This is a genomic window from Gracilibacillus alcaliphilus (assembly GCF_016909015.1).
In the GTDB taxonomy this organism is placed as follows: domain Bacteria; phylum Bacillota; class Bacilli; order Bacillales; family Amphibacillaceae; genus Gracilibacillus; species Gracilibacillus alcaliphilus.
On record NZ_JAFBFA010000011.1, the window covers coordinates 106,584 to 132,566 of the forward strand.

General features: G+C 39.7%; 22 protein-coding genes and 1 pseudogene. 18 read left to right on the forward strand and 5 right to left on the reverse strand.

The window, feature by feature from the left end; translation table 11 throughout:
- Positions 1 to 73: 73 nt before the first annotated feature.
- Positions 74 to 1,057, forward strand: coding sequence for a Gfo/Idh/MocA family protein (locus tag JOD18_RS10425; protein WP_204668963.1), 984 nt, complete (start codon positions 74 to 76; stop codon positions 1,055 to 1,057).
- Between the two features lie 145 nt (positions 1,058 to 1,202).
- Positions 1,203 to 1,844, forward strand: coding sequence for a CAP domain-containing protein (locus JOD18_RS10430; RefSeq protein WP_204668964.1), 642 nt, complete (start codon positions 1,203 to 1,205; stop codon positions 1,842 to 1,844).
- A gap of 89 nt (positions 1,845 to 1,933) precedes the next feature.
- On the opposite strand, the gene JOD18_RS10435 is transcribed toward JOD18_RS10430, so the two are convergent.
- From JOD18_RS10435 to JOD18_RS10445, 3 genes are all read right to left on the reverse strand, one after another.
- Positions 1,934 to 2,494: an RNA 2'-phosphotransferase gene (locus tag JOD18_RS10435; protein ID WP_204668965.1), complete on the reverse strand. Its 561-nt coding sequence runs from the start codon at positions 2,492 to 2,494 to the stop codon at positions 1,934 to 1,936.
- A 102-nt stretch (positions 2,495 to 2,596) separates the two neighbouring features.
- The gene (locus tag JOD18_RS10440) at positions 2,597 to 3,163 is read right to left on the reverse strand and encodes a histidine phosphatase family protein (RefSeq protein WP_239588052.1); all 567 of its coding nucleotides are present in this window, start codon (positions 3,161 to 3,163) and stop codon (positions 2,597 to 2,599) included.
- Between the two features lie 81 nt (positions 3,164 to 3,244).
- Positions 3,245 to 3,736, reverse strand: a complete 492-nt coding sequence (locus tag JOD18_RS10445) for an NUDIX hydrolase (protein ID WP_204668966.1) — start codon at positions 3,734 to 3,736, stop codon at positions 3,245 to 3,247.
- 219 nt (positions 3,737 to 3,955) lie between these two features.
- On the opposite strand from JOD18_RS10445, the gene JOD18_RS10450 reads away from it, so the two are divergent.
- The 7 genes and pseudogenes from JOD18_RS10450 to JOD18_RS10480 all read left to right on the forward strand — a co-directional run bounded on the left by JOD18_RS10450 (position 3,956) and on the right by JOD18_RS10480 (position 13,524).
- Positions 3,956 to 5,119 carry an MFS transporter gene (locus tag JOD18_RS10450; RefSeq protein WP_204668967.1) on the forward strand — a complete coding sequence of 388 codons (1,164 nt, stop codon included), beginning with the start codon at positions 3,956 to 3,958 and terminating at the stop codon, positions 5,117 to 5,119.
- Positions 5,120 to 5,125: 6 nt separating this feature from the next.
- Positions 5,126 to 6,032, forward strand: a pseudogene (locus JOD18_RS10455) (AEC family transporter).
- Between the two features lie 167 nt (positions 6,033 to 6,199).
- The gene (locus JOD18_RS10460; protein WP_204668968.1) at positions 6,200 to 7,003 is read left to right on the forward strand and encodes a basic amino acid ABC transporter substrate-binding protein; all 804 of its coding nucleotides are present in this window, start codon (positions 6,200 to 6,202) and stop codon (positions 7,001 to 7,003) included.
- A 216-nt stretch (positions 7,004 to 7,219) separates the two neighbouring features.
- Positions 7,220 to 7,876 (forward strand): amino acid ABC transporter permease, encoded by a 657-nt coding sequence (locus tag JOD18_RS10465; protein ID WP_204668969.1) that lies wholly within the window; start codon positions 7,220 to 7,222, stop codon positions 7,874 to 7,876.
- Positions 7,873 to 8,595, forward strand: coding sequence for an amino acid ABC transporter ATP-binding protein (locus JOD18_RS10470; protein WP_204668970.1), 723 nt, complete (start codon positions 7,873 to 7,875; stop codon positions 8,593 to 8,595). Before JOD18_RS10465 ends, JOD18_RS10470 begins: the two co-directional genes overlap by 4 nt.
- A gap of 619 nt (positions 8,596 to 9,214) precedes the next feature.
- Complete coding sequence (locus tag JOD18_RS10475; protein WP_204668971.1) at positions 9,215 to 10,135, forward strand: fumarylacetoacetate hydrolase family protein; 921 nt, start codon at positions 9,215 to 9,217, stop codon at positions 10,133 to 10,135.
- A 689-nt stretch (positions 10,136 to 10,824) separates the two neighbouring features.
- Positions 10,825 to 13,524, forward strand: a complete 2,700-nt coding sequence (locus JOD18_RS10480) for a transglycosylase domain-containing protein (protein ID WP_204668972.1) — start codon at positions 10,825 to 10,827, stop codon at positions 13,522 to 13,524.
- Positions 13,525 to 13,700: 176 nt separating this feature from the next.
- Here the strand turns inward: JOD18_RS10480 and JOD18_RS10485 are convergent, their stop codons facing one another.
- Positions 13,701 to 14,348: a DUF624 domain-containing protein gene (locus JOD18_RS10485; protein ID WP_338029520.1), complete on the reverse strand. Its 648-nt coding sequence runs from the start codon at positions 14,346 to 14,348 to the stop codon at positions 13,701 to 13,703.
- Positions 14,349 to 14,673: 325 nt separating this feature from the next.
- Here JOD18_RS10485 and argC point away from each other — a divergent pair, with 325 nt between their 5' ends.
- The 5 genes from argC to purU all read left to right on the forward strand — a co-directional run bounded on the left by argC (position 14,674) and on the right by purU (position 20,100).
- A complete protein-coding gene (argC, locus tag JOD18_RS10490; protein WP_204668974.1) occupies positions 14,674 to 15,711 on the forward strand; it encodes an N-acetyl-gamma-glutamyl-phosphate reductase in 1,038 nt (345 codons plus the stop codon).
- A 16-nt stretch (positions 15,712 to 15,727) separates the two neighbouring features.
- Positions 15,728 to 16,948 (forward strand): bifunctional ornithine acetyltransferase/N-acetylglutamate synthase, encoded by a 1,221-nt coding sequence (gene argJ / locus JOD18_RS10495; RefSeq protein WP_204668975.1) that lies wholly within the window; start codon positions 15,728 to 15,730, stop codon positions 16,946 to 16,948.
- A 124-nt stretch (positions 16,949 to 17,072) separates the two neighbouring features.
- Positions 17,073 to 17,891 (forward strand): acetylglutamate kinase, encoded by an 819-nt coding sequence (gene argB / locus JOD18_RS10500; protein WP_204668976.1) that lies wholly within the window; start codon positions 17,073 to 17,075, stop codon positions 17,889 to 17,891.
- Positions 17,872 to 19,044 carry an acetylornithine transaminase gene (locus JOD18_RS10505; protein ID WP_204668977.1) on the forward strand — a complete coding sequence of 391 codons (1,173 nt, stop codon included), beginning with the start codon at positions 17,872 to 17,874 and terminating at the stop codon, positions 19,042 to 19,044. The genes argB and JOD18_RS10505 overlap by 20 nt, the downstream gene beginning before the upstream one ends.
- 156 nt (positions 19,045 to 19,200) lie before the next feature.
- Positions 19,201 to 20,100, forward strand: a complete 900-nt coding sequence (purU, locus tag JOD18_RS10510) for a formyltetrahydrofolate deformylase (RefSeq protein ID WP_204668978.1) — start codon at positions 19,201 to 19,203, stop codon at positions 20,098 to 20,100.
- Between the two features lie 545 nt (positions 20,101 to 20,645).
- On the opposite strand, the gene JOD18_RS10515 is transcribed toward purU, so the two are convergent.
- On the reverse strand, positions 20,646 to 20,966 hold the full coding sequence (locus JOD18_RS10515) for a hypothetical protein (protein ID WP_204668979.1): 321 nt from the start codon (positions 20,964 to 20,966) through the stop codon (positions 20,646 to 20,648).
- A gap of 430 nt (positions 20,967 to 21,396) precedes the next feature.
- Between JOD18_RS10515 and araD the strand changes: the two genes are divergently transcribed.
- The 4 genes from araD (at position 21,397) to JOD18_RS10535 (ending at position 25,765) form a co-directional block, all read left to right on the forward strand.
- On the forward strand, positions 21,397 to 22,089 hold the full coding sequence (gene araD / locus JOD18_RS10520) for an L-ribulose-5-phosphate 4-epimerase (protein WP_275582989.1): 693 nt from the start codon (positions 21,397 to 21,399) through the stop codon (positions 22,087 to 22,089).
- A 23-nt stretch (positions 22,090 to 22,112) separates the two neighbouring features.
- Positions 22,113 to 23,600, forward strand: coding sequence for an L-arabinose isomerase (araA, locus tag JOD18_RS10525; RefSeq protein ID WP_204668980.1), 1,488 nt, complete (start codon positions 22,113 to 22,115; stop codon positions 23,598 to 23,600).
- A 214-nt stretch (positions 23,601 to 23,814) separates the two neighbouring features.
- On the forward strand, positions 23,815 to 24,927 hold the full coding sequence (locus tag JOD18_RS10530) for a GntR family transcriptional regulator (RefSeq protein ID WP_204668981.1): 1,113 nt from the start codon (positions 23,815 to 23,817) through the stop codon (positions 24,925 to 24,927).
- Positions 24,928 to 25,108: 181 nt separating this feature from the next.
- Entirely contained in the window at positions 25,109 to 25,765 is a 657-nt protein-coding gene (locus tag JOD18_RS10535; RefSeq protein WP_204668982.1) for a YdeI/OmpD-associated family protein, read from the forward strand.
- Positions 25,766 to 25,983: the final 218 nt, after the last annotated feature.

Genomic DNA, 25,983 nt, shown 5'->3' on the forward strand with positions numbered 1-25,983 from the left:
AAACTGCTTAGGCGAAAAATTACGGATGGTTACATCAGAATAAAACAGAGACAGGCGAAAGGAGTGGCATGCAATGATTAGAGTAGGATTTGTAGGAACTGGAGGATTCACTCAGCATCATATCAGTTTTTTACAGGAGTTCGAAAATGTAAAAGTGGTGGGTTTTGTGGGTTCGTCTGAAGAAAAGGCAGCCAATTTTGCCAATCGGTATAAAGATACGACAGGTTATGCCAGTCTGGAGTCTATGATCAAACACGAGCAGTTGGATGCAGTTTATATCTGTGTACCGCCAATGGGACATGAAAATTACGAGGAATTGCTAATCGACAAGGGCATTCCGTTTTTGGTGGAAAAGCCATTAGGTGTTGATGAAATGCAGGTGAGGCAAGTAAGGGATAAGGTGAAGGAAACGCATCATCTCACCTCTGTTGGCTATCATTTTCGTTATATGGATACGATAAAATTATTTCAAGACAAGCTTCATTATGTGAATGTAGGGGCGGTTCTCGGCAAATGGATGGGATCCATGCCAAATGTCTATTGGTGGAAAAACCAGCAACAATCAGGCGGACAGTTTAATGAACAGACGACACATATTGTTGATTTGATTCGCTATCTGTTTGGTGAAGTGAAATCTGTCTATGCCCAAGAAACCAATGCTATTACCCAGCAGCGAGATTCTTCCGTCACAGTGGCAGATGTTGGTTTATTTACACTGACAATGGAAAATGGCCTGATCATTCAAGTGACCAATACAGCTGTGCTGCCTGATGGAGTAGGAGAAGTTGGGTTGAAGGCATATACCGATCAGGGAATTATCGATTGGCAGCCGGGACATATAGATATGCAAACACATGCCAAGCTGGAGAAATATTTGAACAAACAGAACCCTTACAGAAAAGAGAGCGAGGCATTTCTTCATGCAGTAGCAACTGGTGACCGCTCGAAGATATTATCCACTTACGAAGACAGCTGGCATACATTTGCTGTTGCTTTGGCAGCGCGGAGATCTATTCAAGAGAACCGCGTCGTGCATTTAGGGGAGTGGGATGTATAAGGTAAGATGTTAAGGAGCATAGTAAGCCTATAGGATAAAGTGAGACTTATCAGGGTGTCAGGAGTTCAAGCTTTTTTGACTTTGGACATTTAAACAAGAACTCCCAGACAAGGGACACTGTGATAAAAACTTCCTAGAGGTGATCATGATGAAGAAGCAAATGGTCTTAAGTATCCTGAGTTTGAGTTTAGTCGGTATGATGGCTGGCTGTAACAAATCGTCGTTAATACCAGAAGAGAACATTCAGCCTGAATATATCAGTTATCAGGATGAACGACAGCCAGCAGATGAAAATGAAGGCCTCCCAGTAACGCCTGGCCGTGAACAAAATATCTTTGAAGAATCAGACCGTTTCTATAACATGAGGCAGCAAGGAGAAGCGCAGCAAAGAAATTTGACCACCGAAATAAATACAGGTGTGGTACAAGAGATGTTGGAAGCTACAAATAAAGTAAGGCAAGAGCATGGTATTGATCCATTGTTAGTAGATCCAAAGTTAGCCGAGGCGGCCCAAAAACAGGCAGAAGACCATGCAGCACAAGCAAATGGCTCGTCAGACTTAGGCACAGCCGAGGATATGCTCCAATATACAGGAATCCATTATCGGAAATTAGTGCAGAATCGTTTATCTGGCCAGGTTTCAGCTGAACAAGCAGTACAAGAATGGATGAATCAGCAAGAAGCGCGCAGCCATCTACTGGACGAAGATCTGACACATACTGGAGTTGGTTATGTATCAGAGGGGCACTATTGGGTACAGTTGTTTATGCAGAGAGAAAATATTTAGTAAAAAGAGGCTGGCTTTGGAAAGGCTGGCCTCTTTAGTTACTGTGGCAAAGTAAAAGAAAAGTGCAGCAGGGAGAAGCTTTACGGGCGTTAAGTACCATGATATACAGTAAGGAACTGATAAGGTATTTCATCCGCCAGCCAAACTTTTTCATTTCCTCGATAAAATTTGATACCTTCTGCCAGCGCTTTTTCTGTATCTACTCTCCATATTATCGGCTGGGCATTTTTTCGTTTACCTACGGAATAAGCTGTGTCAAGATCCACAGCTAAATGGACATATTGTCTGGCCATTGGCAGCAACCCTTTTTCTTTAATAGAAATTGTTGACAGGGGAGAACTCCCGTGATAAAGCTGTTTAGGAGGCTGTGCTTCTTTTTTTAGAATCTTCATTGGCACCGAATGTCCATAAATGGCGCGGATTTTTCCTGCATTTATTTCGTATCTTTTTTTCTCAGCCAGCTCTATCATTCGTTGTAAATCCTCCGCAGTGACATATGTCCATTGATCAGATTGCTGCAGAGATGTTAATAATTGTTGGATAGATACCCAGCCTTCCTGATCCAGTTCTAATTCGTATTCCCAAGGGGCATGACGTAATGCATAAGATATTTCTTTGCTTAATTTGGCGTGAAACGATTGTTTACTCATATTGCTCCCTCCAGTTACTATGAAATAATTGTTGTAGAACAAATCAACACTTACTTAATATTTTGATGTGAGATATCCCCATGAAGTCTTATCATTGGCAGATTATTCTCGATTTCTACTGTAGACAAGCATGCAGGATGAATATAAGGGAGGTTCCAAATATCTGAAGGCACGATTTTCAAAATAAGCCATTACTATTTTGACTACTACGGTATGTGTTACAATTAATATATCTGTTCCCTTGTGATGATCGATAATATCTTTGATCTTTGGCAGCACTCTATCCTGGACGTCTGTCAATGATTCACCAGAATTTGCTTGAAAGAGATGAGGGGTCTCCCAGAAAGCGTCAAATTGCTCTGGATCTTGTTTCTTTATATCCTCTTGTTTTTGACCTTCCCATTTCCCTAGGTTTATTTCCTTCAACAGGTCTGTTTTTATAATTGGCGTTTTTGCTTTACCGTCAATGATTTCTGCTGTTCGGACAGCTCTTGTGCTTGGACTTGTGTATATACAGTCAAAATTAACAGAATCTAAAGTGTTGCCGAGCCATTGAGCTTGCTGTTCTCCTAACAGTGTTAATGCGGAATCTTGGTGCCCTTGCATCCTTTTTTGAATATTCCATTCGGTTTGTCCGTGTCTTACGATATATAATGTTGTTTTCGTCATCATTTTACCCTCCCGTAGAATTATTGGAGCGAATAAATATATAGCAGAAAGACTAGCTTTGAGTATTGGTTGAATAAAGAACTATATTGGAGCTGCTTCTAATCTGCTATATTTGTATGCTGTTAAGGTAGACTTCTCAATAGTACAGTGATGATGATATCTATTATTATCTCCTAGAAGAATAGGTAAGTAATGGGGGAGCATTTCTCCAACTCCGAAGTTATCTTCTGTAAGTAACCAAGGGAGCTTTTTCCAGTCGAGTATTCCTTCATTGGTCGCTCTAGGAGTGGTGTAGGTATATTCTTTATCTAGGTTGACCTGAAATACATACAGCCCGCCTGTTAGATGGTTATCAATAACCCAGGTGATCACACCTTTGTCTAGCATAGCTTCATGAGGAACGGTGATTCCTGTCTCCTCTTCTATCTCACGAACAATACATTCTAAAGGTGATTCACCATCTGTCATTTTTCCGCCAACCCCATTCCATAATCCCTGCATAGGAGCATATTCTCTGTTTAGCATTAAGAGCTCATTGTTTCTTTTAACAAAACATAACGTTTGATTGTACATGATTTTTCACTCCTTTAGTTAACTATACCAGAAGAGCGATATAGTGTGACCCCGATAATATAAAGCCCCATTACGATCTGGGAGCTGCTATAAACGCATGGCACTTCCATTTTTCTACTCCTTATAAAAACCGAATAATTCAACTGTTCCCCTTTTCTTTATTCGGAATAACACCTATAATAGAAAGTTATTAGTACATATAACGGAGGGGGCAGCTTGTTGTCACGTGGAGAGTCGATACTACCTTTGAAAATGCTGTTGTTTTGTTATCATGGAGCAAATACGATTATTGTCAGCTTTCTTCCTTTATATCTGCAATCGGAAGGGCTTTCAGGGACGGAAATTGGCTGGGTGATGGCGATTGGGCCATTTGCAGCGATTTTTTCGCAACCGTATTGGGGATATATGAGTGATAAGTATCAAACCGTCAAAAAGATTTTAATGCTCTGTTTAATAGGAATGATTATCAGCAGCTTTTTCTTTTTGCAAATGAGTACGCTGGCTTTATTATTGCCTTTTGCTGCAGCGTTCTTTTTCTTTTCTTCACCAGTCGGTGCATTAACGGACAGTTTGGCCCAGCGCCGGGCTAATCAGCTTGGTATTTCATTTGGGTCGATTCGGACATGGGGATCCATTGGTTTTGCTGTGTCGTCACTAGCTGTGGGGGAGCTGTTAGATCAAATTGGCATCGGTTATATTATCTGGCCGTATATTACCGTAGCTTTGGCAGCATTCCTGATCAGTACGCGCATAGTAGATGCAAAGGTGACCACGAAGCCAATTCAACTGAAGGATGTAGGTTTACTCATTCGGAGCAAACCATATGTTATTTTTCTTGTACTTATGATGTTTATTACAATTGCCCATCGCGCTAATGATAGTTTTATTGGTATTTACATTGCCTCATTAGGTGGTACGGAAAATATGGTAGGGATTGCCTGGTTTGCTGGTGTCGCAAGTGAGGCGGTCATTTTTGCAACGGCAGGATGGTGGTTTAGGAAATATCATCCGTTGATCTTTATTCTGGGAGCAGGAATTCTTTATGTTATCCGTTGGTATTTTTATAGTGTGGTAGAAAATCCTGTCTGGATTGTTTCATTTCAATTTTTGCATGGATTCACATTTGGGATCTTCTATATCACCGCATTTCAATATATTACCCGTTTAATCCCGAACAAAGTTCAGGCAACTGGCCATCTAGTTTTTGCGGCTACCTTTATTGGCGTTTCTGGCATTATCGGTTCTTTGCTAGGCGGTCTTATATTAGAGCAGTTAGGCGGTTCAGCTTTATACTTGTCTATGGCGATATTAACGGCGGTAGGTGTTGTGTTCATACTAATCTATCATATCCTTCCGTTTGGTAAATCTAAAAAAATCAGGTGATAGGTCATGGAGTTTCTTGGAGTGTTAATTCCTATTTTCGGTATATTTGCGATTGGATATATAGGAATGAAATTTTTACATATAGACATTAAGCCGATTTCTACGATGACATTATATCTAATGTCGCCGATCTTGGCATTTCGGACGTTTTATCAAAATGAATTAAATATGGATTATGTGTATCTTGGTGCTTTTTTTATTAGTATTATGCTTGATTAGTTTGTTGTTTTGTTCCGTGGTTGGTTTTATTCGAAAATGGGATCAGCCGGTTACGAGCGGTTTTATTCTTGGCTCCGTGTTTATGAATAATGGAAATTATGGAGCGCCCCTAGTTCTCTTAGTATTTGGAGAGAAAGGCTTTCACTATGCTATTATCCTAATGGTGTTGCAAACATTGATTATGTGTACGATTGGCATTTATTTTGCAGCTAAAGGCGGTGCAGACGGCCGCAAATTTAGGATCTCTCCTTTGAAAGATGTGATTAAGGTGCCGATTATTTATGGTGCAATTTTTGGTATTATTCTGAATCTAAGTGGACTTCCGCTGAATAGTCAAACAATGACCGCATTGGATATGGTGGCTGACGCAACGATTCCTACCATTATGATTGTGTTAGGGATGCAGCTTGCTAATATAAAATTGAGCGAGTTCGAATTCGGGAGGGTTAGCCTGGCTGTATTATTTAAGCTAGTGTTGGCTCCTGTTCTTGCGTATTTTTTGACACTGCCGCTGCCTTTGGATGATATGGTCAAACAGATCCTGATTCTTACAGCAGCCATGCCAACTGCCGCCAATACAACGATGTATGCCTTGCAGTTTGGTGCGCGGCCAGGCTTTGTATCAAGTGTGACGCTAATCACAACCTTATTAAGTATTGTTACCTTACCGATTCTGCTGATCATGCTTACTTAGGGGAGGGGAAAATTCTAGATTCTTTTATCATGAATGAGGAGATAACTGACTGAATTTTCTGAATAGTTCAACTTATAAAATGTTCGTATGAATGGTTGAAGAACCTTAAGAAAAGTGCTATAGTTACTATGGTAAATTTGTATAAATACAAAACGGAGTGAATATTTATGAATAAATGGTTAACAGCTTTATCTGTGATCCTGCTGGCAATGGTATTAGCTGCTTGCGGGTCAAGTGATAATACAGAGAATGGTAATGCAGACGGTGATCAAAAAACATTAAAGGTAGCTACAGAGTCTAACTTTATGCCATTCTCCTATCAAAGCAAGGGAGAAGTTGTCGGCTTTGATATGGATATTTTAGAGGCGGTCATGGCGGAAGCCGGATATGAATATGAAGTAGAAAACTTAAGCTGGGAAGCTATGCTTATTTCTGTCGAACAACAAGACTCAGATTTGGCAATGGCGGGTATTACCATTAATGAGAAACGTCAAGAAATGTACGATCTATCCAGTCCGTACTTTGAATCTACACATAAAGTGGTTTTTCCTGAAGGGGAAGGGATCACTAGCGGGGAAGATATCAAAGATTTGAAAGTTGGCGTACAAGCAGGAACAACAGGGGAAGAAGCCGCTGAGAAAATCCTTGGGAAAAACGCTAATAACTTGTCGAAATATGATTCTAATACATTGGCTTTAATGGCTTTACAGTCTGGTGATATTGAAGCAGTAGTAACTGATAATGTAGTAGCTGATGAATATATTGCCAACAATCCAGACGCTGCTGTAGAAATGATTGAAGATCCAGAGACGTTTGAATCAGAGTTTTACGGTATTCTATTACCGAAGGACAGCGAGCTAACGGATGAGGTTAATGAAGCACTAGCTACAGTCATTGAAGACGGAAGATATGCGGAAATTTACGAAGAGTGGTTTGGTGTAGAGCCGAATATTGAGGCAATAACTCAATAAAGTAAGCCTTCCATCAAGGGGGAGTTTCCGCCGATGAAAGAGCCCTGTCAAAAAAAGCGTAGCGACAACCGTTACGCTTTTTGCTATGCAGAGAGTTCCATCATCTAATTTTGGAACACATAAAAAGTATATGTGTTTTCGTTCCGTTATAGGTTATAATAGTACAGAATAAGACCTATTCGATCTAGTCTAGATATGGAGGAAAGGGGTCAAAGCATGAATTTTCGATTTGATATTATTCAAGAATATTTACCATTCTTTCTGCAAGGAATGGGATTGACTATATTAATGTCAGTGATTGGTGTATTAATGGGATGTATCTTGGGCTTTTTTATTGCTTTAGGGAAGATGTCTCCAATTTTAATCGTTCGTTTGCCGTTTATTTGGTATATTAACTTTTTGCGTGGTACACCCCTATTAGTACAGCTATTCTTATTCCACTTTGCTGTGCTGCCATCTTTGCTTGGGGAAACCACACCAGTACTTTCGGTGATTGTGACCTTATCGTTGAACTCATCTGCCTATGTAGCCGAGATTTTCCGGGCAGGTCTGCAATCGATTGATAAAGGACAAGCAGAAGCAGCTCATTCATTAGGGATGAATAAAGTGCAGGTTATGTGGCATGTGTTGTTACCACAAGCGTTTAAACGATCTATTCCGCCTTTAGGTAATGAATTTATCGTTCTCTTAAAGGATTCCTCATTAGGGGCAATGATTGCTGCGCAAGATGTTTTATATTGGGGACGAGCAGCTTCCAATGAATATCTTAAGGTCTGGGAACCTTATTTAATGGTAGCATTGATCTATTTAGTACTTACTTTAAGTCTGACATATTTATTAAATTATATTGAGAAAAGGTTGGATGTAAAATGATTTCGGTTAAACATTTAAGAAAAACGTTTGGCGAAACAGAAGTATTAAAAGATATTAGCATGGATATCCACTCACAAGAGGTTGTTGTAGTAATTGGTCCATCTGGTTCTGGTAAATCCACCTTCTTGCGCTGTCTCAACCTGATTGAATCGGTAACAGACGGATCAATTGTTATCGATGGACAGGAAATCACCGCTTCTGGCGTGAATGTGAATACATTGCGTACGGAAGTTGGAATGGTGTTCCAACAATTTAATTTGTTCCCTCATAAAACGGTATTAGAGAATATTACGCTGCCAATCGTGACCGTGAGGAAATGGAAGAAGCACCAGGCAGAAGAAAAGGCGATGGATTTGCTGCAGAAAGTAGGCCTGTTAGAAAAAGCTTCGGCTTATCCAGATTCATTGTCAGGCGGTCAAAAACAGCGTGTGGCTATAGCACGGGCATTAGGAATGGAACCTAAGGTGATGTTATTTGATGAGCCAACTTCTGCACTTGATCCGGAGATGGTTGGAGAAGTATTAGGTGTAATGAAGCAGTTAGCAGAAGAAGGGATGACCATGGTAGTAGTCACGCACGAAATGGGTTTTGCCCGGGAAGTCGGCGATCGTGTGGTCTTTATGGATGACGGATATGTGGTAGAGGAAAAACCGCCTAAAGAATTATTTGAAAAACCGGAGCATGAACGCACGAAAGCATTTCTAAGTAAGGTGCTTTAAGAGAGCGTGTAGGCTGTTGCACAATGTAAATATTGCATTTTGTAACAGCTTTTTTGTATGTTGGATGGTTCATTTTGATTATTGTTAATGATAAGAAAGAGTATTTACATAAGCCAGCCTTTTTTCAGCTGTCTAAGTCGGCTTCAACAGCTAGAATCATAGCATGAAAAGGATGAAATAACCTTGGCAACAGATTAAAGTCGGTTCATGTTAAAAGATAAGAAAAAGCTGGCATCTTATCAAAAGACGTCCCCATAAAGCTTAAACAACTAAGATAACCCCGGTATCTTATCAAAAGACAACTCCTTAAAGCTTAAACAGCTAAGATATAATCTCAGTATTTGATGAAAGGCCTACTCATTGCGGCTTGAAAAGATCGAATAGTCATAGGGGGCAACAGAAATGGCTATCTTGACAGCACCCCTTTTCAACCATTACAAAGGATTAAGTCATGTACTTCTAAAGAGGGTCTGTCGCATCATGTAAACTCATTGTGCAACAGGCTCTTCGTGTCACTAAAAAATCAAGAAGTATAATCGATTCTTTTTCTGCTTATCATTTGCTTTCCATTTTAAGTAATATTGCGTTCGTGATATGATAAGAAAAAGGAGGAATCCAGATGAAACTAGTAAACTATTGCTTAAAACATCCCTTTGCAACAAGCCGTATGGGTGTAATGACTGGCAGTCAAGTGGTAGATTTGGCATCCGCACAGACAGAATTAAAAGAAACAGGAGTTATTGCAGGTGATACAGCCCCTATTGCTGCAGCCCCTGCTGTGTTTTATACCGATGCAGCGTTACATATTAAATTAGCAGCAGAGGTGTATGCACAGCTTGTTCGCTATAAACCGAAATGCATGTTTCACCGTTCTGAAGTGAAGCTGCTGACACCTATCCCTCAGCCTTCCAAGATTATCTGTATAGGTACCAACTATGCAGACCATGTGAAAGAAATGGGCAGCGAGATGCCTCAATATCCAGTGCTATTCTCCAAGTTTACGAATGCGATGATTGGTCCAGAAGATGTTATTCATAAATCAGCGGCAACAGAAGCTCTTGATTATGAGGTAGAATTAACTGTGGTTATGGGGAAGAAGGCAAGCAAGGTATTGAAAGAAGAAGCTCTAGATTACGTAGCTGGATATACGATTGGCAATGATGTATCGGCCAGGGATTTACAAAAACGCACACCACAATGGCTGCAAGGAAAATCATTAGATCATACAACACCCTTTGGCCCTTGGATGGTAACAAAGGATGAGATACCAAACCCCGGTGAATTGAAAGTGGAGTCTTTTGTGAATGGTGTGAGACGCCAATCCTCTAACACGAAACATTTTATCTTTGATATACCGTATCTAATTGAATTTATCACCAATCTAATCACATTAGAGCCAGGTGATATGATTATGACAGGAACTCCAGATGGTGTAGGCTTCGCCATGAATCCCCCGAAATTATTGGAAGATGGGGACGTAGTAACAATGGAGATTGAAGGGATAGGGCAGTTAGAAAATATAGTGGCAGCTAAATCCTAGGCATCAGAATAGACGTATTCGATAAGAGAATGATTACTTCAGCACATCTTTTTTTGCCAAGATGAAAAAAGAGATGTGCTGAAGTCGAAATATATAGTATAAAATGGAAATATTGCATCATTCCTGTAGCCATTCTCACGGATGGACATAAAATAGACAATCCCCGATTGATTTCCCGCATGAAAAAGAAACTGCAGCGAGAACAGCGAAAATTACCCAGACACAGCGGCGGCCTTGTGCAAGATCTTTATACACAAAAGAATATATGATCATGAAGTACAACAGCCTAGCGAAACAAGAGCTGTTTTTTGTAAAGAAGTAGGGTGAACTCACTATGAATACATGCGTCTAGAAATTGTATACAACTTTTCAGGATGTGAAAGTTAAGTTAATAATTAAATTGCAAGTGTTAAAAAACTGTTTTCGTTGATATAATAGATAGGGTCGTTCTAATCACATAACGGACCGTCCGTAAGACTTTTCTTGATGGAAATCTCATAGAATATAGAACTCGTGACCTAAGGAGTTATTATTTTAATTTTCTATTAACTAAATATGGAAAATGTTAACCTGGTTAGTGTATAATTAAGTGAAAAGCTTCAGTATGATAATTTTTACAGGAGAGGTAATGTGATGCAAAGAAGAAGCTATCAGGATTAACACCTGCATCAGATAAATAGGAGGCTCTAATGAAAAAACAATTTTCATCTTTTATGGAACAAATAAAAGCTTTGTTTGATCGTATAAACTTAAAAAAGGTATCTAGAGGTATGAATATTACGTATCTGGTAGTTAGTAAACTAGTTATAATTTTTTGCGTCTTTATTCTATTATTATCCATGTTTGGCGGAGGAGTAGCAGCGGGCTATTTTGTGTCGTTAATTGATGATACACCGGTAAGTTCTGAGGTTGAACTTAAAAATGCGGTTTACAACTATAATGAAACGAGTGAGATTTATTTTGCTGATAATAAGTTTCTAGGAACAGTCCCAACCGAATTAGAAAGATATGAAGTGTCCTTAGAAGATGTTTCAGAACACGTGATCCATGCCTTAGTTGCAACAGAAGATGAATATTTTTATGAACATGAGGGTGTTGTTCCAAAAGCAGTTTTGCGTGCCGGGGTGCAAGAAGTAACTAATTCTAATGTTCAGTCAGGTGGAAGTACGCTGACGCAACAGCTGATTAAACAGCAAATCCTAACAAATGAAGTATCTTTTGAACGAAAAGCAAATGAAATGCTGTTGGCGCTTCGTTTGGAGAAGTTTATGTCGAAAGAAGAAATACTGGAAGCCTATTTAAATGTCACTCCATTTGGCCGAAATGCTAATGGACGTCAAGTGGCTGGTGTTCAAGCTGCGGCAGAAGGGATTTTCGGGGTAAAGGCAAGTGAGTTAAACATCCCGCAAGCTGCATTTATTGCTGGGTTGGCACAAAGCCCATTTGGCTACACTCCTTTTACAAGTGAAGGTGACGTGAAGGAAAATATTGATCAAGGCTTAAATAGAATGAATTTTGTATTAACAAAGATGCGGGAGAATAACTATATAACAGAAGAAGAGTATCAAGAGGCTTTAGCCTATGATATAAAAGAACATTTGACTTCACCTTCTCCAACCTCCATTGACGAGTATCAATACTTGACGAATGATATTTTAAAGCGAGCTTCAGACATTATAATGGAACAACTGCTTGCTGAAGATGAGATAGTGTTAAGTGAGATTAAAGATAAAGAAGAACGAGCGCAAATAGAAGAAGAATATCAATCGAAAGCAACGACTGCATTAAGGCAGAATGGCTACAGAATTCATACGACAATTGATCAAGAATTGTATGTTGCCGTTCAGGAGGCTGTGACAAATGATGCATTATTTGGAAGTGAACGGACGGTAACCAAAGACGGCGAGCTTGCCACCGAAAAAGAAGAAGTAGCTGCTGTTTTGCTTGATAATGAGACCGGGGCGATTTTAGCTTATGTCGGCGGGCGAGATGAAGGAAATACTGAAAATCAATATAATTTAGCTACACAGGCAGGGCGTCCAAGTGGTTCCACAATGAAACCGTTACTTGCCTTTGCGCCTGCTTTAGAGGTGGGAACTATTCAGCCTGGAACCATTATTCCAGATACACCAGAACGTTATCAGGCAAATGGCAAACAGATTAATAATTTTGATTTTCAGCATAAAGGAAAATTAACGGTTCGCCAATCTGTTGCACAGTCTAGAAACGTACCTGCTATACGTGCTTTTAAATCGGTATCACCAGATTACACTAAAGAAGTATTTGATAAACTAGGTTTTAATTATTTTGAAGATGTCCTACCAGAATCTGCTCCATTAGGGCCTATTGATATAACGGTAGAACAAAATGTTAATGCATTTGCGACATTTGCTAATGGAGGCGACTATGTTGAATCTTATTTGATTGACAGAATAGAAACAAATGATGGAGAAGAAATTTACCGGCATGAATCAGAGCCAGTTGACGTATTTTCTCCACAAACATCTTATTTAATGATCGATATGATGCGTGATGTATTACGCGGATCCGGAACAGCTGCAGCGCTCCCTAGCCAACTGAAATTCCAAGCAGACTGGGCAGGGAAAACAGGTACATCACAAGACTCAAAGGATTATTGGTTTGTAGCAACCAATCCGAATGTAACGCTGGGGGTTTGGTTAGGTTATCCTTCTAACTTAGTACTCGATGCAGGCTATTCCCAGCGGACTATGCGCCTTTGGGCCAGTATAGCAAATGCAGCTTATGATGTAGATGCAGAGGTCATCAATCCTTCCCAACGTTTCCAAGAACCAGACGGAATTGTGCATATCGGTTCCGAAATATTTAATGAAAAATATACGAACTTAAATGGTACGAATCAATTTACCAATATGTATCCTACGAAGGAAGACATTGAGAAAAAGCAAAAAGAGGCAGAACGCAAGAAACAGGAAGAAGCGAAGAAGAAAGAGGAACGCAAACAACAGGAAGAGAAGAAGAAAAAGGAAGAAGAGCGCAAACAGCAAGAAGAGGAGAAAAAAGAAGCAGATCGTAAACAACAGGAAGAAGAGAAGAAGCAACAAAAAGAGGAGAAGAAACAAAAAGAGGAAGAACGCAAAAAGCAGGAAGAAGCGAAAAAACAAGAGGAAGAGCGTAAAAAGCAAGAAGAAGCAAAGAAACAGGAAGAAGAACGTAAAAAGCAGGAAGAAGCGAAAAAACAAGAGGAAGAACGCAAAAAACAAGAAGAAGCAAAGAAACAAGAGGAAGAGCGTAAAAAGCAAGAAGAAGCAAAGAAACAAGAGGAAGAGCGTAAAAAGCAGGAAGAGGCGAAGAAACAAGAGGAGGAGCGTAAAAAGCAAGAGGAAGCAAAGCAACAAGAAGAAGAATGATAAAACCCCCGAAATGCTCCACAGATAGTATGGTAGCAAAGTGATTACGTCCTCTATGTTTGAGAAATTAATTGCTGGAACACCTTTTGAATCAGGTGTTCCAGTTTTTCTCGTTAAGGATGTGCAAATAGGGCGTTAATGGAAAGATCATTAAGCTAGCCGTATTGCAGTAAGCATTATTTGGCGGTGGCTGCTACGGAATGTAATGCAGCAGTTTCCCTTGCCGCCTCAAAGTTTAGCATTAGTTTATAGTAAACTGATAAGGCAAGGTATGCTAAGATAGACATCATAAAAAATGGAATAAAGAAGGTAAATACATAGAGACTAATGTAAATGATCAATAGTCCAACTGCTCCAATACCAATAGTAAATAAAGGTGCTCCAATGGTGAGAAAAAAGGCTGATTTCCATGTAGCTATTAACTTGATTTCCATATGCACTGTGATAGAGAAAAAATGCAGCGTAAAGACAAACAAGCTGACTGCGACCAATAGGAATAAAATCGTAAAGAACATATTGGTTGTCCCTAGCAGCAAATAATAGTACAGCAACACACCCCATAATAAAATAATCATCCCTCCGCCTAATAAGCTTCTTAGATAATTTTCTTTATAGTATGTAAAGAAAGAACGAAGAAGCGGGACTTCCTGCTTCATCACCATTTTTCTGATCACCCCGAATAACGCGGCAGTAGCTGGAAAAAAGATAAATGGCGCCAACACAATAATCGTCAATAAAATGGTGTATACCTCATCAGGCTTATCCATAGCCAGCAGACTTAAAGCAAAAAATAAAATAGGCAGATTCAAGAACAACCATAACACATTGGTCAAGGCTATCCTGGTGATGACTGTTGCTATATTTGTAAACTTTCTGAAATATCCTCTCCATGAAAAGGGGGAATGCGGTACAGAATCACTTTATCATACCACCTAGATCGTTCACATGTCACTTGCATAATTACTTTGTTATTCATTATATGTTTAAAGGGAAAAACAATAGGAGCATTAGATATAGTAGGAATAAATAAGGTTTTGCTGAATATAGGTGAATAGGCAAATCAATTTTTCTGATAAACACTATTGCATGAAAATACAAAATAAAGTATAATTATAAATAATTAGCGACGGAATTTTAGGGGGAAATATTGTGGAAGTAGCTATTGTAGGAGGAACAGGCTATGGAGCGGTTGAATTATTACGTTTCTTGCATAACCATCCTCATGTAAATGTAAAAAAAGTTATCTCACATTCGAATAGTGGAACGGCATTAGCAGATGTTTATCCGCATCTGACTGAGATTGTTGATATAGAGATGTCAGCATTAGATATTGACGAATTAGCACAAGAGGTCGAAGTTGTCTTTTTTGCCACACCTTCTAATGTGAGTAAACATCATATACCAGCTTTGGTGGATAAAGGTGTACGCTGTATCGATTTGTCCGGTGACTTTCGGTTGCGCGACGGCGGGCAGTATCTGAGCTACTATGGAGAAGAAATCGCACCAGCGGCTTATATGGAGCAGGCTGTATACGGATTAACAGAATGGAACAAAGAACAGATCAAGGATGCCATGATACTGGCGAATCCGGGATGTTATCCGACAGCAACGAGTCTCGGCTTAATTCCTGCTTTGGAGCAGGGAATCGTCGATCAGTCATCTATTATTATTGATGCCAAAACAGGAGTTTCTGGCGCTGGAAGGAGTTTAGCGCTGAATGTTCACTTTTCCGAAATGAATGAGAATTTAAAGGCGTATAAAATCGGTGAACATAAGCATATTCCAGAAATTGAGCAAACACTGACAGATACGGTTAAAGAACCTGTTCAAGTGATTTTTACCCCTCATATTGTACCGATGACACGAGGTATTATGAGCACCATCTATGTTGATTTGCCGGAGACTTACACAACTAGTCAAGTGTTGGAAATGTATCAGACATATTATCAGGATCATCCTTTTGTTCGTGTCCGACCGGAAGGTGTTTTCCCGGGAACAAAGGAAGTCTATGGCAGTAACTATTGTGATATCGGTTTATATGCGGATGAACGGACTGGCAAGCTGATCATTGTGTCTGTGATTGATAATCTAGTAAAAGGCGCAGCAGGGCAAGCCATTCAGAATATGAACGTGATGTGCGGTTGGGACGAAAAAACAGGATTGGATCAATTACCTATTTATCCATAAGGAGTGAAAAGCTAACATGCAAGTTCAGCAACAGTTTACGATAGTAAAAGAAGGCAACATCGCCTCTGCAAAAGGATTTCAAGCCGGTGGGTTACACTGTGGCTTACGGAAGAAAAAGGTGGACCTAGGCTGGTTCTATTCAGAAGTACCGGCCGAAGCAGCTGGTGTATACACGATGAATGTATTCCAAGCGGCACCACTGAAAGTAACAAAAGAAAGCATTGCGAAAGAAAATAAATTACAGGCTGTCGTCGTCAATTCAGCGATAGCCAATGCATGTACAGGAGAACAGGGGCTTCAAGATGCCTATGATATGCGTCAACTGTTTGCAGAAACCGTCGGAATTGAAGAACATTTAGCAGCTGTTGCTTCCACAGGAGTAATTGGTGAACTGCTGCCAATGGATAAATTAAGCCAAGGTATCAGCCAAATTGCAGATAAATCTAACCTGGGAGCTAACAAGTTTGAGACTGCTATTTTAACAACCGATACAAGAGAAAAAGGCATTGCCGTCGAAGTGGAGATAGATGGTCAAACCGTCACAATTGGCGGAGCAGCAAAGGGATCAGGTATGATTAACCCGAATATGGCTACAATGTTGGGCTTTGTTACAACAGATGCTAAGGTGAATGCAGCTTCATTATCCACCGCTTTAAAAGCTATTACGAATAAATCATTTAATATGATTACTGTCGATGGGGATACAAGTACCAATGATATGGTACTCGTTTTAGCCAATGGATTAGCAGAAAACCAATCATTAACACCTGAACATCCAGAATGGCAGTCGTTCTTTGATGCTTTACAATTTGTCTGCGAATATTTAGCTAAAGAAATTGCCCGTGATGGAGAAGGAGCTACCAGATTAGTAGAAGTACAAGTGAACGGAGCTGTGACCGATGAAGCAGCGGCTAAGATTGCGAAATCAATTATTTCTTCTAATCTAGTAAAAACAGCGATTCATGGAGCCGATGCCAATTGGGGCCGTATTATTACAGCGATTGGCTATAGCGGAGAGCCGTTAGATCCGGATAAAGTAAGCATTTCGCTAGGTGATATTTTAGTAGTGGAAAATGGTGTGCCACATCCATTTGATGAAGATCAAGCAAAAGAATATTTATTAGAAGAAGAGATAACGATTTATGCCCAGTTAGGTGATGGCAATGGCAAGGGAATTGCCTGGGGCTGTGACTTATCTTATGAGTATGTCAGAATTAATGCTTCCTATCGTACGTAATGTTGTTCAAAAAGCCCGATAAAAATGACGCACCGCATATCAGCGTTACAACATGATGTTGCGACTTTAGCCGACTGGTCCTTTTATCGAACTTTTGGAACATGCACTAAGAGGAGGAAATAAGATGAATTATGTTATAATCAAATGTGGTGGTAGCGTGTTTGAACAGCTACCTCCTTCTTTTTATCAAGATATTGTCACGATTCAGGAACAAGGGGAATGGCAGCCGATTATTGTACATGGCGGCGGTCCGCTTATTTCGCAGTTGTTAGAACAAACGGGAGTGAAGACAGAGTTTGTTAAAGGATTGCGTGTGACAACGAATGAAGTATTAGATGTAGTAGAGATGGCCTTAAGCGGTGCGGTGAATAAAGGGGTAGTAAGGGAATTATCCAATGCCGGCGGTAAGGCGATCGGCGTTAGTGGTGTCGATGGACAACTACTGCACGCTCAACCGATTGACGAGGAAATGACATTAGGCTATGTAGGGCAAGTGACCGAAGTGAATACAGGTCTACTAAAGGAATGGATCCAGCAAGGTTTGATTCCTGTTATCTCACCGATCGGTATTGATGATAAAGGACAGCGCTATAATATTAATGCTGATATGGCAGCGGCTGCAGTGGCACAGGCATTAGGTGCGAAACTGTGTTTTATTAGCGATATCCCTGGTATTTATCAAGAAATAGATGGAGAGAAACAAGTATTTCATCAATTAAATGAACAAAAAATAGCACAATTAATTGCCGATGAAGTCATTATTGGCGGCATGATCCCTAAAGTACAATCAGCGATTGAGGCTTTACAACAAAATGTGCTGGAAGTATCCATTGTGGACGGCATGGCCAAACATGGTCTGGTTGAATTTATGCAGGGAAAGCCGATCGGTACAAGAATTTCATTAACCCATCAGGAGGTGCCATATGTCGAATCAAACAAGTAATGCCGTTATGTCCACGTATGGACGGTTTCCTATCTCTATTGTAGAAGGAAAAGGGAGTTATGTTTGGGATGATAAAGGAACAAAATATTTGGATTATGTATCGGGGTTAGCTACCTGTAACTTGGGTCATGTACCTGATGCAGTGGAAGAGGCAGTTCAAGCGCAATTATCGAAGTTGTGGCACTGCACGAATCTCTATCATATTCCTACACAAGAGCAGCTAGCAGAGAAATTAGCACAACATAGCTGCGGCGACCAAGTCTTTTTCTGTAATAGTGGGGCAGAGGCTAATGAAGCAGCGATCAAGATCGCGAAGAAGTATGGTCATGACGTGTTAAAACAAGACAATCCGTTGATCGTCACCTTTCAAAATTCCTTCCATGGGCGTACGATGGCAACTTTAACGGCTACAGGACAGGAGAAAATTCAACAAGGCTTTGCACCATTGACACCTGGATTTACTTATTTATCCTATAATGATAACCATGCCTTGAGTCAATTGCAGGAGCTTAGTCCAGTTGCCGTTATGTTAGAGCTTGTACAGGGAGAAGGTGGTGTGATCCCGGTCGAGAAAGAATGGATCCAGCAGTTGGAAGCAATATGCCAAGAACAAGGGATTCTGCTTATGGTGGATGAGATCCAGACAGGGATGGGACGGACAGGGAAGCTATTTGCTTATGAGCATTATCAAATAGAGCCAGATGTGATTACTATAGCAAAAGGCTTGGGATCAGGCTTGCCAATTGGGGCGATGATTGCCAAAGAAGAGGTAGCTAAAGTATTCTCCCCTGGAACACATGGCAGTACATTTGGCGGTAATCCCGTTTCGACTACGGCCGGACTGGCAACAATAGATCAGCTGACAACACCTGGTGTATTAGAACATGCACAAGAGATGGCCGACTTAATCTGGCAGGGATTAGAACAGCTGGCAGCAGAGAAAGAAGAGATTAAATCGGTAAGAGGAAAAGGCTTGTTGATCGGTTTAGAAGTAACAGGAGCAGCCATTGATTATGTGAATAAGGCACGTGAGGAAGAACAACTGCTTATTGTGGTTGCCGGCCCGCATATTGTAAGAATTTTACCGCCATTAACGACAACAAAGGCAGAAGCAGAACAATTTCTTGAGAAAATTAATCATATTTTTCAGTAGAATACTTGACCCTCTGACAGAACATGATAAAGTATTATAGAGGTTCTCATATGAGAATGATAAAAAAATGACACGGCGAATGGAGGTTGCCGGTCTTTTTTATCGCACCTTTTGAATACGCATGTAATAGAGTGATTACAGATAAGAGGGATTAAAATGAAAAATTATAATACAGATAAAATAAATGCATTTAAGGAAACACATAAAAACAGGGCGCGACTATTAGTCAGCTGTCCTGACCAGCCTGGCATTGTGGCGGCGATATCTCAGTTTCTATCTGGATATGACGCGAATATTATTGAATCTAATCAGTATTCAACAGATCCGCAAGGCGGCGAATTTTTTATCCGAGTGGAATTTGAACTTGATGATCTGGCAGCAAAAGCAGAGCAGCTCGAAGCAGATTTTCAAGCAGTGAAAGATCAGTTTCAAATGGAAGCAACCTTTAAATATGTTAACCAGATCAAAAAAATGGCTATCTTCGTATCGAAAGAACCGCATTGTTTGTTGGAATTGCTTTGGGAATGGCAGAGCGGCGATTTAATTGCTGATATTAGTATGGTGATCAGTAACCATGAGACATCTCGCGAGTTTGTCGAGCGTTTAGGGATACCGTTTTATTATATCCCAGCGAACAAGGATATTCGCAAACAAGTAGAGGAACAACAGATTAAATTGTTGAAAGAACATGATATCGATGTGATTGTGCTGGCGCGGTATATGCAAATATTAACGCCGACCTTTGTGGGGGCATTTAAACATCAGATTATTAATATTCACCATTCCTTTCTCCCAGCCTTTATCGGTGCTAAACCATATGAGCGGGCTTATCACCGCGGGGTAAAATTAATTGGTGCTACTTCCCATTATGTAACAAATGACTTGGATGAAGGGCCGATTATTGAACAAGATATCAGCCGTGTCGATCATCGTGACAATGCCGAAGCAATGAAGAAAATCGGACAGTCTGTGGAACGAAGTGTCTTGGCCAGGGCAGTTAAATGGCATTTAGAAGACCGTGTGCTCGTTTATGGGAATAAGACAATTGTTTTTTAATAACAAATGACAAAAAAGTTCGACGATCAAGTAAGTGATTGTCGGACTTTTATATGTATGGCAATTCCGAGTACATCCGCCAATCAGTTGGTGAATATTGACTGCCAGACAGTGCGTGCGAGGTTCGAGAGAGATTTTGGGGACTTAAGGAAGAGGAAAATTACCCAGTCCATAAGAATGAATTTATGGACAAAAGAAGGGAAAAAGTCAATCCCCAGTCCATAAGAAATCATCAGTGGCAAGAAAGAACGGAAGCCGAGTGTACTTTGCCATGCTATAAGGTTGAATCTCGCTAGAAAAAGAATCTGCCCATCACCTAAACTCTGTTCACAAAAAACAACGTGACAATCACCGCGAAAAGCAAGTGATTGTCACGAATTTTATGTTGATAGTTCTTTTTGCTTAATAAAATAATTCTTCCAATGCGGTTTCACGGTATTCATTAATTTTTTCGGTTAGGTCTGGTGCGATATCGTGAGTGTTAACTTCTCCATTCGCAATAGCCGCTTCGACATCGCCGTATTCCCCACCAAAGTATACCTCATCTAGAAAAGTTGATAATAAGCTTCTTCAGGTGTTTCAATTATTAACTCCATTTCTACCGATCGATTAATTTGTAAGACTTTGTCTCCGTCATAATTAGTGATAAATGCAGAATCATTTACTAAATCGCTTACATTATTTAGTATAATTATCGCGTGCTGATAAGGTTGAATATCCTCATTTGCAAGATAATGACTATATTTCTCGTCTAATAAATTTACATCGTCTTCCATACTTATTTCTGTTGGTGCCTCGTTTTCTTCAGCTTGTACAGTTAAAATGTATGTACAGCCAATCTCCATTTTTATAATGTTAATATACATGTGATTTTTTGGTAGTCAATAACTTTTTCATTACTTGTACGGTTATGTTTTTTGTTTTTATTATTTATTATGTTTATTTAATATATGTCGATTTTATGAATTAGTATATTAGATTAATTTAAAAATAATGTATTATTAAAAAGCTGATTATTCAACTTTTCGTAAGCTATTTGATTTGTATTAATAAAATATATGGGCTATTTAGATATTATATTTAAAGTTGAGAGATAAACAAAAATATTTATCATTATAAAGTAGGAGGTGAATCATAGGTTGTTAAGGAATAAAAGGGGGAAAAATGTTGGAGATAACAGAAGGAAATCTCGAGCTTTTATAATTTTTTGGTTGAATGTACGTACATATTATATTAATATAAAGTTGGTGATATAATATATGCGTACAAGAATGATGGAAAAGTGGGGTGGATAAAATGTTGGAGGAGCTAAAACAGCAAGTGTTAAAGGCAAATGCTGATTTACCAAAGTATGGGTTAGTGACCTTTACTTGGGGAAATGTAAGCGGTTATGATAAAAAATCTGGCTTAATGGTTATCAAACCGAGCGGTATTGCTTATGAAGAACTAAAGGCATCTGATTTAGTCGTATTGGACTTAGATGGAAATATTGTAGAAGGAGATTTAAACCCATCTTCTGATACACCAACCCATAGATTGTTATATCAAAGGTTTCCTGGAATAGGCGGAATTGTTCATACTCATTCCCCATGGGCGACCAGCTGGGCACAAGCAGGCAAGGGGATTCCTGCGTTAGGAACAACCCAAGCAGATTATTTCTATGGGAAAATCCCATGTACCAGAAGAATGACAGAGGATGAAGTGAAAACCAACTACGAATGGGAAACAGGAGAAGTAATAGCAGAAACGTTTCGAGCTATAGACCCCTTACAAATTCCAGGTGTATTGGTTCACAGTCATGCCCCGTTTACATGGGGAAAGGATCCGCATGAAGCGATTCATAATGCAGTAGTGCTAGAAGAAGTAGCCAAAATGGCGCTGCATACGTACCAAATCAACCCGGAAGCCAAAGATATGGATTCCTTTCTGTTAGATAAGCACTACTTAAGGAAACACGGAGATAATGCCTATTATGGGCAAAATAAATAAATAGAAATTGGAGGAGGAATAATATGCTAAGAGTTCAACCTTATTCTTTTTGGTTTGTGACAGGAAGTCAGCCGCTGTATGGCGAAGAAACATTAAATGAAGTAGCAAGCAATTCACAGGAAATTGTGAAAGGTCTTAATGATCAAGGACAATTACCTTATGAAGTCGTTTTTAAAGATGTAGTGACGACTTCAGCCAATATTCATGAATTAGTATTAGCAGCCAATGCAGATGATAATTGTGCTGGTATTATTACATGGATGCACACATTCTCTCCAGCGAAAAACTGGATTGCTGGTTTAAATGCATTACAAAAACCGCTGCTTCATTTCCACACGCAATTTAATCGTGATGTTCCATGGGATTCGATTGATATGGACTTTATGAATTTGAATCAAGCTGCCCATGGTGACAGAGAATATGGATTTATGGGTACACGAATGGATATATCACGTAAGGTAATTGTAGGCCACTGGCAAAATCAAGAGGTTACCAATAAATTAACAGACTGGATGCAGACTGCGGTAGCGGTTGTGGAAGGCAAGCATATCCGCGTAGCTCGTTTTGGTGATAATATGCGCCATGTGGCTGTAACGGATGGGGATAAGATCGAAGCGCAAATCAAGTTTGGCTGGACAGTGGATTATTATGGAATTGGGGACTTAGTAGAAGAAATGGATAAAGTGACGGAAGAAGAAATTTCGACGCTTTATAAGGAGTATGAACAATTATATGAACTGCCAGAAGAGGCAAAACAGTCTGGTAAAATCCGTGATGCTATCCTTTATCAAGCTCGCATTGAGCTAGGGTTAAAAGCCTTTTTAAACAAAGGAAATTATACGGCTTTTACGACTAATTTCGAAGATTTACATGGGATGAAGCAGCTCCCAGGTCTTGCGGCTCAACGTTTGATGGCAGAGGGATATGGTTTTGCAGGGGAAGGTGACTGGCGCACAGCGGCTCTCACACGTTTGATGAAGATTATTGCCAACAATAAAGGAACATCTTTTATGGAAGACTATACGTACCATTTAGAACCTGGTAATGAAATGATTTTAGGTTCACATATGTTAGAAGTATGTCCAACCGTCTCTGCAACAAAACCGAAGATTGTGGTCAGCCCGCTCGGAATTGGCGGAAAAGAAGATCCAGCTCGTCTTGTGTTTGATGGAGATGGCGGCAAGGCGGTTAATGCGTCCTTAGTAGAAATGGGCGGTCGTTACCGCTTGATCATAAATGAAGTGCAGGCCGAACGTCCGGAACAAGAGACACCGCATTTGCCAGTAGCCAAAGTACTTTGGAAACCTCAGCCATCCTTAAGTGAGGCAACAGAGGCGTGGATTTATGCTGGCGGTGCACACCATACCGTATTTTCTTTTGAAGTAACAACCGAGCAATTGTATGACTTTGCTGACATGGCGAAGATTGAATGTGTCGTTATTGATAAAGAGACGCATCTTCGTGCCTTCCGTAACGAATTGAAGTGGAATGAAGTGTTTTATCGTCGTTAAGTGTGAGGGATAGGGAAAAAATATAGCTTGTAATACTGCGGCAGAGGTCTGTTTATCGACTTCTGCTGCATTATTGTATACAAGTCTGTCAGGTAATGTTATCGTGTACTATAGGAAAATATAAAAATGTATCGATGATCGTATAACCAAATGGAAGATTTGGCGGTGAGGCAGATTTTCTAATAAGTATAAGTGCAGTAAATGGGGTGTGTGTATGCAGACGAAATATAGTATAGTGAAAGACGCCATCAAATCTCAGATTTTAGACGGTACCTTCCAGCCGCACCAGAAGATTAGTTCTGAAAGTGAATTAATGAAACAATTTGGTGTGAGCAGGCATACGGTGCGTTTAGCAATAGGTGATTTGGTCAATCAAGGTTGGCTTTATCGTGAGCAAGGCGCGGGGACGTTTTGTGCAGATCGATCCAAAGAACAAAGTGCATCAGCTATAAATCCGAAACGAATTGCTTTGATTACAACCTATGTATCGGATTATATCTTTCCGTCTATTATTAGAGGAGCCGAGGCATATTTAAGCAATAATGGTTATCAAGTCAGCTTATTCAGTACGAATAATAATCATGAAAATGAACGAAAGTTCTTAGAAAGCATCTTATCTCAACACTTTGATGGTGTCATTATTGAGCCTACCAGAAGTGCTATCAGCAATCCAAACATTAATTACTATTTGAATTTAGAACGCCAGCGTATCCCTTATCTAATGATTAATTCCTATTATGATGAATTAGAGCCATTCCATATTGTCGTCGATGATGAAAAAGGCGGTTTTATCCAAACGGAGCATTTAATTGAACTTGGCCATCGTAATATCTTAGGTTTTTTTAAGAATGATGATAACCAAGGCACCAAGCGAATGAAAGGATACTTAAGAGCACATCGAAAGCATCAAATTGAGATTCAGCCTAATAATATTGTGACCTATACTACAGAAGAAAAGGCAACCAAGCCATTAGAAGTACTGCAGCAAGTGTTACAAGAACCACAAGAGAAACGTCCGACAGCGATTGTCTGCTATAATGATGAACTGGCTATTAAGTTGTTGGAAGTGCTGCGGCAAGCCTCCTTGCGTGTCCCGAAAGATATCTCAATGGTCGGCTTTGATGATTCTTTCTTGGCAGAGTTGACAGAAGTGAAATTGACGACTGTTTCCCATCCGAAAAGTGAAATGGGAGAAATGGCAGCAAAGGTTATGCTCGATATGATCAAGCAGACGAAAGGTACGAAAAAGCAATCCTATCTGGAGAATGATATGGTGCGCTTTGATCCAGAATTGATCGTTCGTCATTCGACAATGGCAGTGGAATAGAGAGTGCCTTCGTGATTAGACAGCTAATCATGAGGGTGCTTTTTGTATGGGTAAGATAGCTAAATTGTACGTTCAAGGTAGAACAGATTCGGGGAATAATGGGCATTAACATGTCTAATAAATCTAGCTTTATAGCAAGGAACATGGGTGATATACTAAAATAAAAAAAGAGGTGTACGCCATGACGATTATTAATAAATTGAAATTGGATCAATATACCAATATGGCAGTTATTCAACAGCCTGATGATTACCATGTATTTACGGGCTATCAGACAACATTGGAGAAGGAACATGATGCGATTTTTATTTTTGTAGAAACGATAGAAGACATGGTCAAGTATACTGATCAGATTATCGATCAACAGCTGTTGCAGGATAAAGGGTATTTATTTTTTGCTTATCCGAAAAAAGGTAATAAACGTTATCCAACGTTTGTGCACAGAGATGAAATTTTCCCTGCTATGCAGGTGGGGGAAGACGGTTATGTAGGCAAAAGTGATATAAAATTTGCCCGAATGGTTAGTATGGATGAGATATTCACAGTTGTTGGCTTAAAACGTGAGCAAAAGAAGGCCAAAAAAACTTCTACTTCTGCAAGCAGCCAACGTGTAGGAGATTACCAGCAATACGTAAAAGATATAGAGTCATTATTAGCCGATCATCCGCAGGTACTGGCATTTTATCAAAGCTTAACACCCGGTTATCAAAAAGACTGGGCACGCTACCTTTTTTCAGCTAAACAAGAAAAGACACGTGAGAAGCGTTACCAGCAAATGCTTGATATCTTGTCACAAGGATATAAATCAATGGACTTGTATCGGCAGGGGAAGAAGTAGGGTTTAATAACTGGCAGATTTTTCAGCGTATAACGAAGTATCTTGGGTTATGAAATGTGTATATACATTAAAAATTCAGGTGATGATAATGAGTGATAAATATATATTTGAGCAAATTATTAACTCAACTTTCGCACCTAGAAAAATTTAACGAAATCAATAAGCTCAAGTGCTTGTAGTTACTATAATAGGCTCCTTGACAAAGATTTAAAACAAGA

What these genes read in the sequence shown, in the direction of transcription:
- JOD18_RS10425 (WP_204668963.1), top strand. Translation starts at nt 74, where the DNA reads ATGATTAGAGTAGGATTTGTAGGAACTGGAGGATTCACTCAGCATCAT.
- JOD18_RS10430 (WP_204668964.1), top strand. Translation starts at nt 1,203, where the DNA reads ATGATGAAGAAGCAAATGGTCTTAAGTATCCTGAGTTTGAGTTTAGTC.
- JOD18_RS10435 (WP_204668965.1), bottom strand. Translation starts at nt 2,494, where the DNA reads ATGAGTAAACAATCGTTTCACGCCAAATTAAGCAAAGAAATATCTTAT.
- JOD18_RS10440 (WP_239588052.1), bottom strand. Translation starts at nt 3,163, where the DNA reads ATGACGAAAACAACATTATATATCGTAAGACACGGACAAACCGAATGG.
- JOD18_RS10445 (WP_204668966.1), bottom strand. Translation starts at nt 3,736, where the DNA reads ATGTACAATCAAACGTTATGTTTTGTTAAAAGAAACAATGAGCTCTTA.
- JOD18_RS10460 (WP_204668968.1), top strand. Translation starts at nt 6,200, where the DNA reads ATGAATAAATGGTTAACAGCTTTATCTGTGATCCTGCTGGCAATGGTA.
- JOD18_RS10465 (WP_204668969.1), top strand. Translation starts at nt 7,220, where the DNA reads ATGAATTTTCGATTTGATATTATTCAAGAATATTTACCATTCTTTCTG.
- JOD18_RS10470 (WP_204668970.1), top strand. Translation starts at nt 7,873, where the DNA reads ATGATTTCGGTTAAACATTTAAGAAAAACGTTTGGCGAAACAGAAGTA.
- JOD18_RS10475 (WP_204668971.1), top strand. Translation starts at nt 9,215, where the DNA reads ATGAAACTAGTAAACTATTGCTTAAAACATCCCTTTGCAACAAGCCGT.
- JOD18_RS10480 (WP_204668972.1), top strand. Translation starts at nt 10,825, where the DNA reads ATGAAAAAACAATTTTCATCTTTTATGGAACAAATAAAAGCTTTGTTT.
- argJ (WP_204668975.1), top strand. Translation starts at nt 15,728, where the DNA reads ATGCAAGTTCAGCAACAGTTTACGATAGTAAAAGAAGGCAACATCGCC.
- argB (WP_204668976.1), top strand. Translation starts at nt 17,073, where the DNA reads ATGAATTATGTTATAATCAAATGTGGTGGTAGCGTGTTTGAACAGCTA.
- JOD18_RS10505 (WP_204668977.1), top strand. Translation starts at nt 17,872, where the DNA reads ATGTCGAATCAAACAAGTAATGCCGTTATGTCCACGTATGGACGGTTT.
- purU (WP_204668978.1), top strand. Translation starts at nt 19,201, where the DNA reads ATGAAAAATTATAATACAGATAAAATAAATGCATTTAAGGAAACACAT.
- JOD18_RS10515 (WP_204668979.1), bottom strand. Translation starts at nt 20,966, where the DNA reads ATGTATATTAACATTATAAAAATGGAGATTGGCTGTACATACATTTTA.
- araD (WP_275582989.1), top strand. Translation starts at nt 21,397, where the DNA reads ATGTTGGAGGAGCTAAAACAGCAAGTGTTAAAGGCAAATGCTGATTTA.
- araA (WP_204668980.1), top strand. Translation starts at nt 22,113, where the DNA reads ATGCTAAGAGTTCAACCTTATTCTTTTTGGTTTGTGACAGGAAGTCAG.
- JOD18_RS10530 (WP_204668981.1), top strand. Translation starts at nt 23,815, where the DNA reads ATGCAGACGAAATATAGTATAGTGAAAGACGCCATCAAATCTCAGATT.
- JOD18_RS10535 (WP_204668982.1), top strand. Translation starts at nt 25,109, where the DNA reads ATGACGATTATTAATAAATTGAAATTGGATCAATATACCAATATGGCA.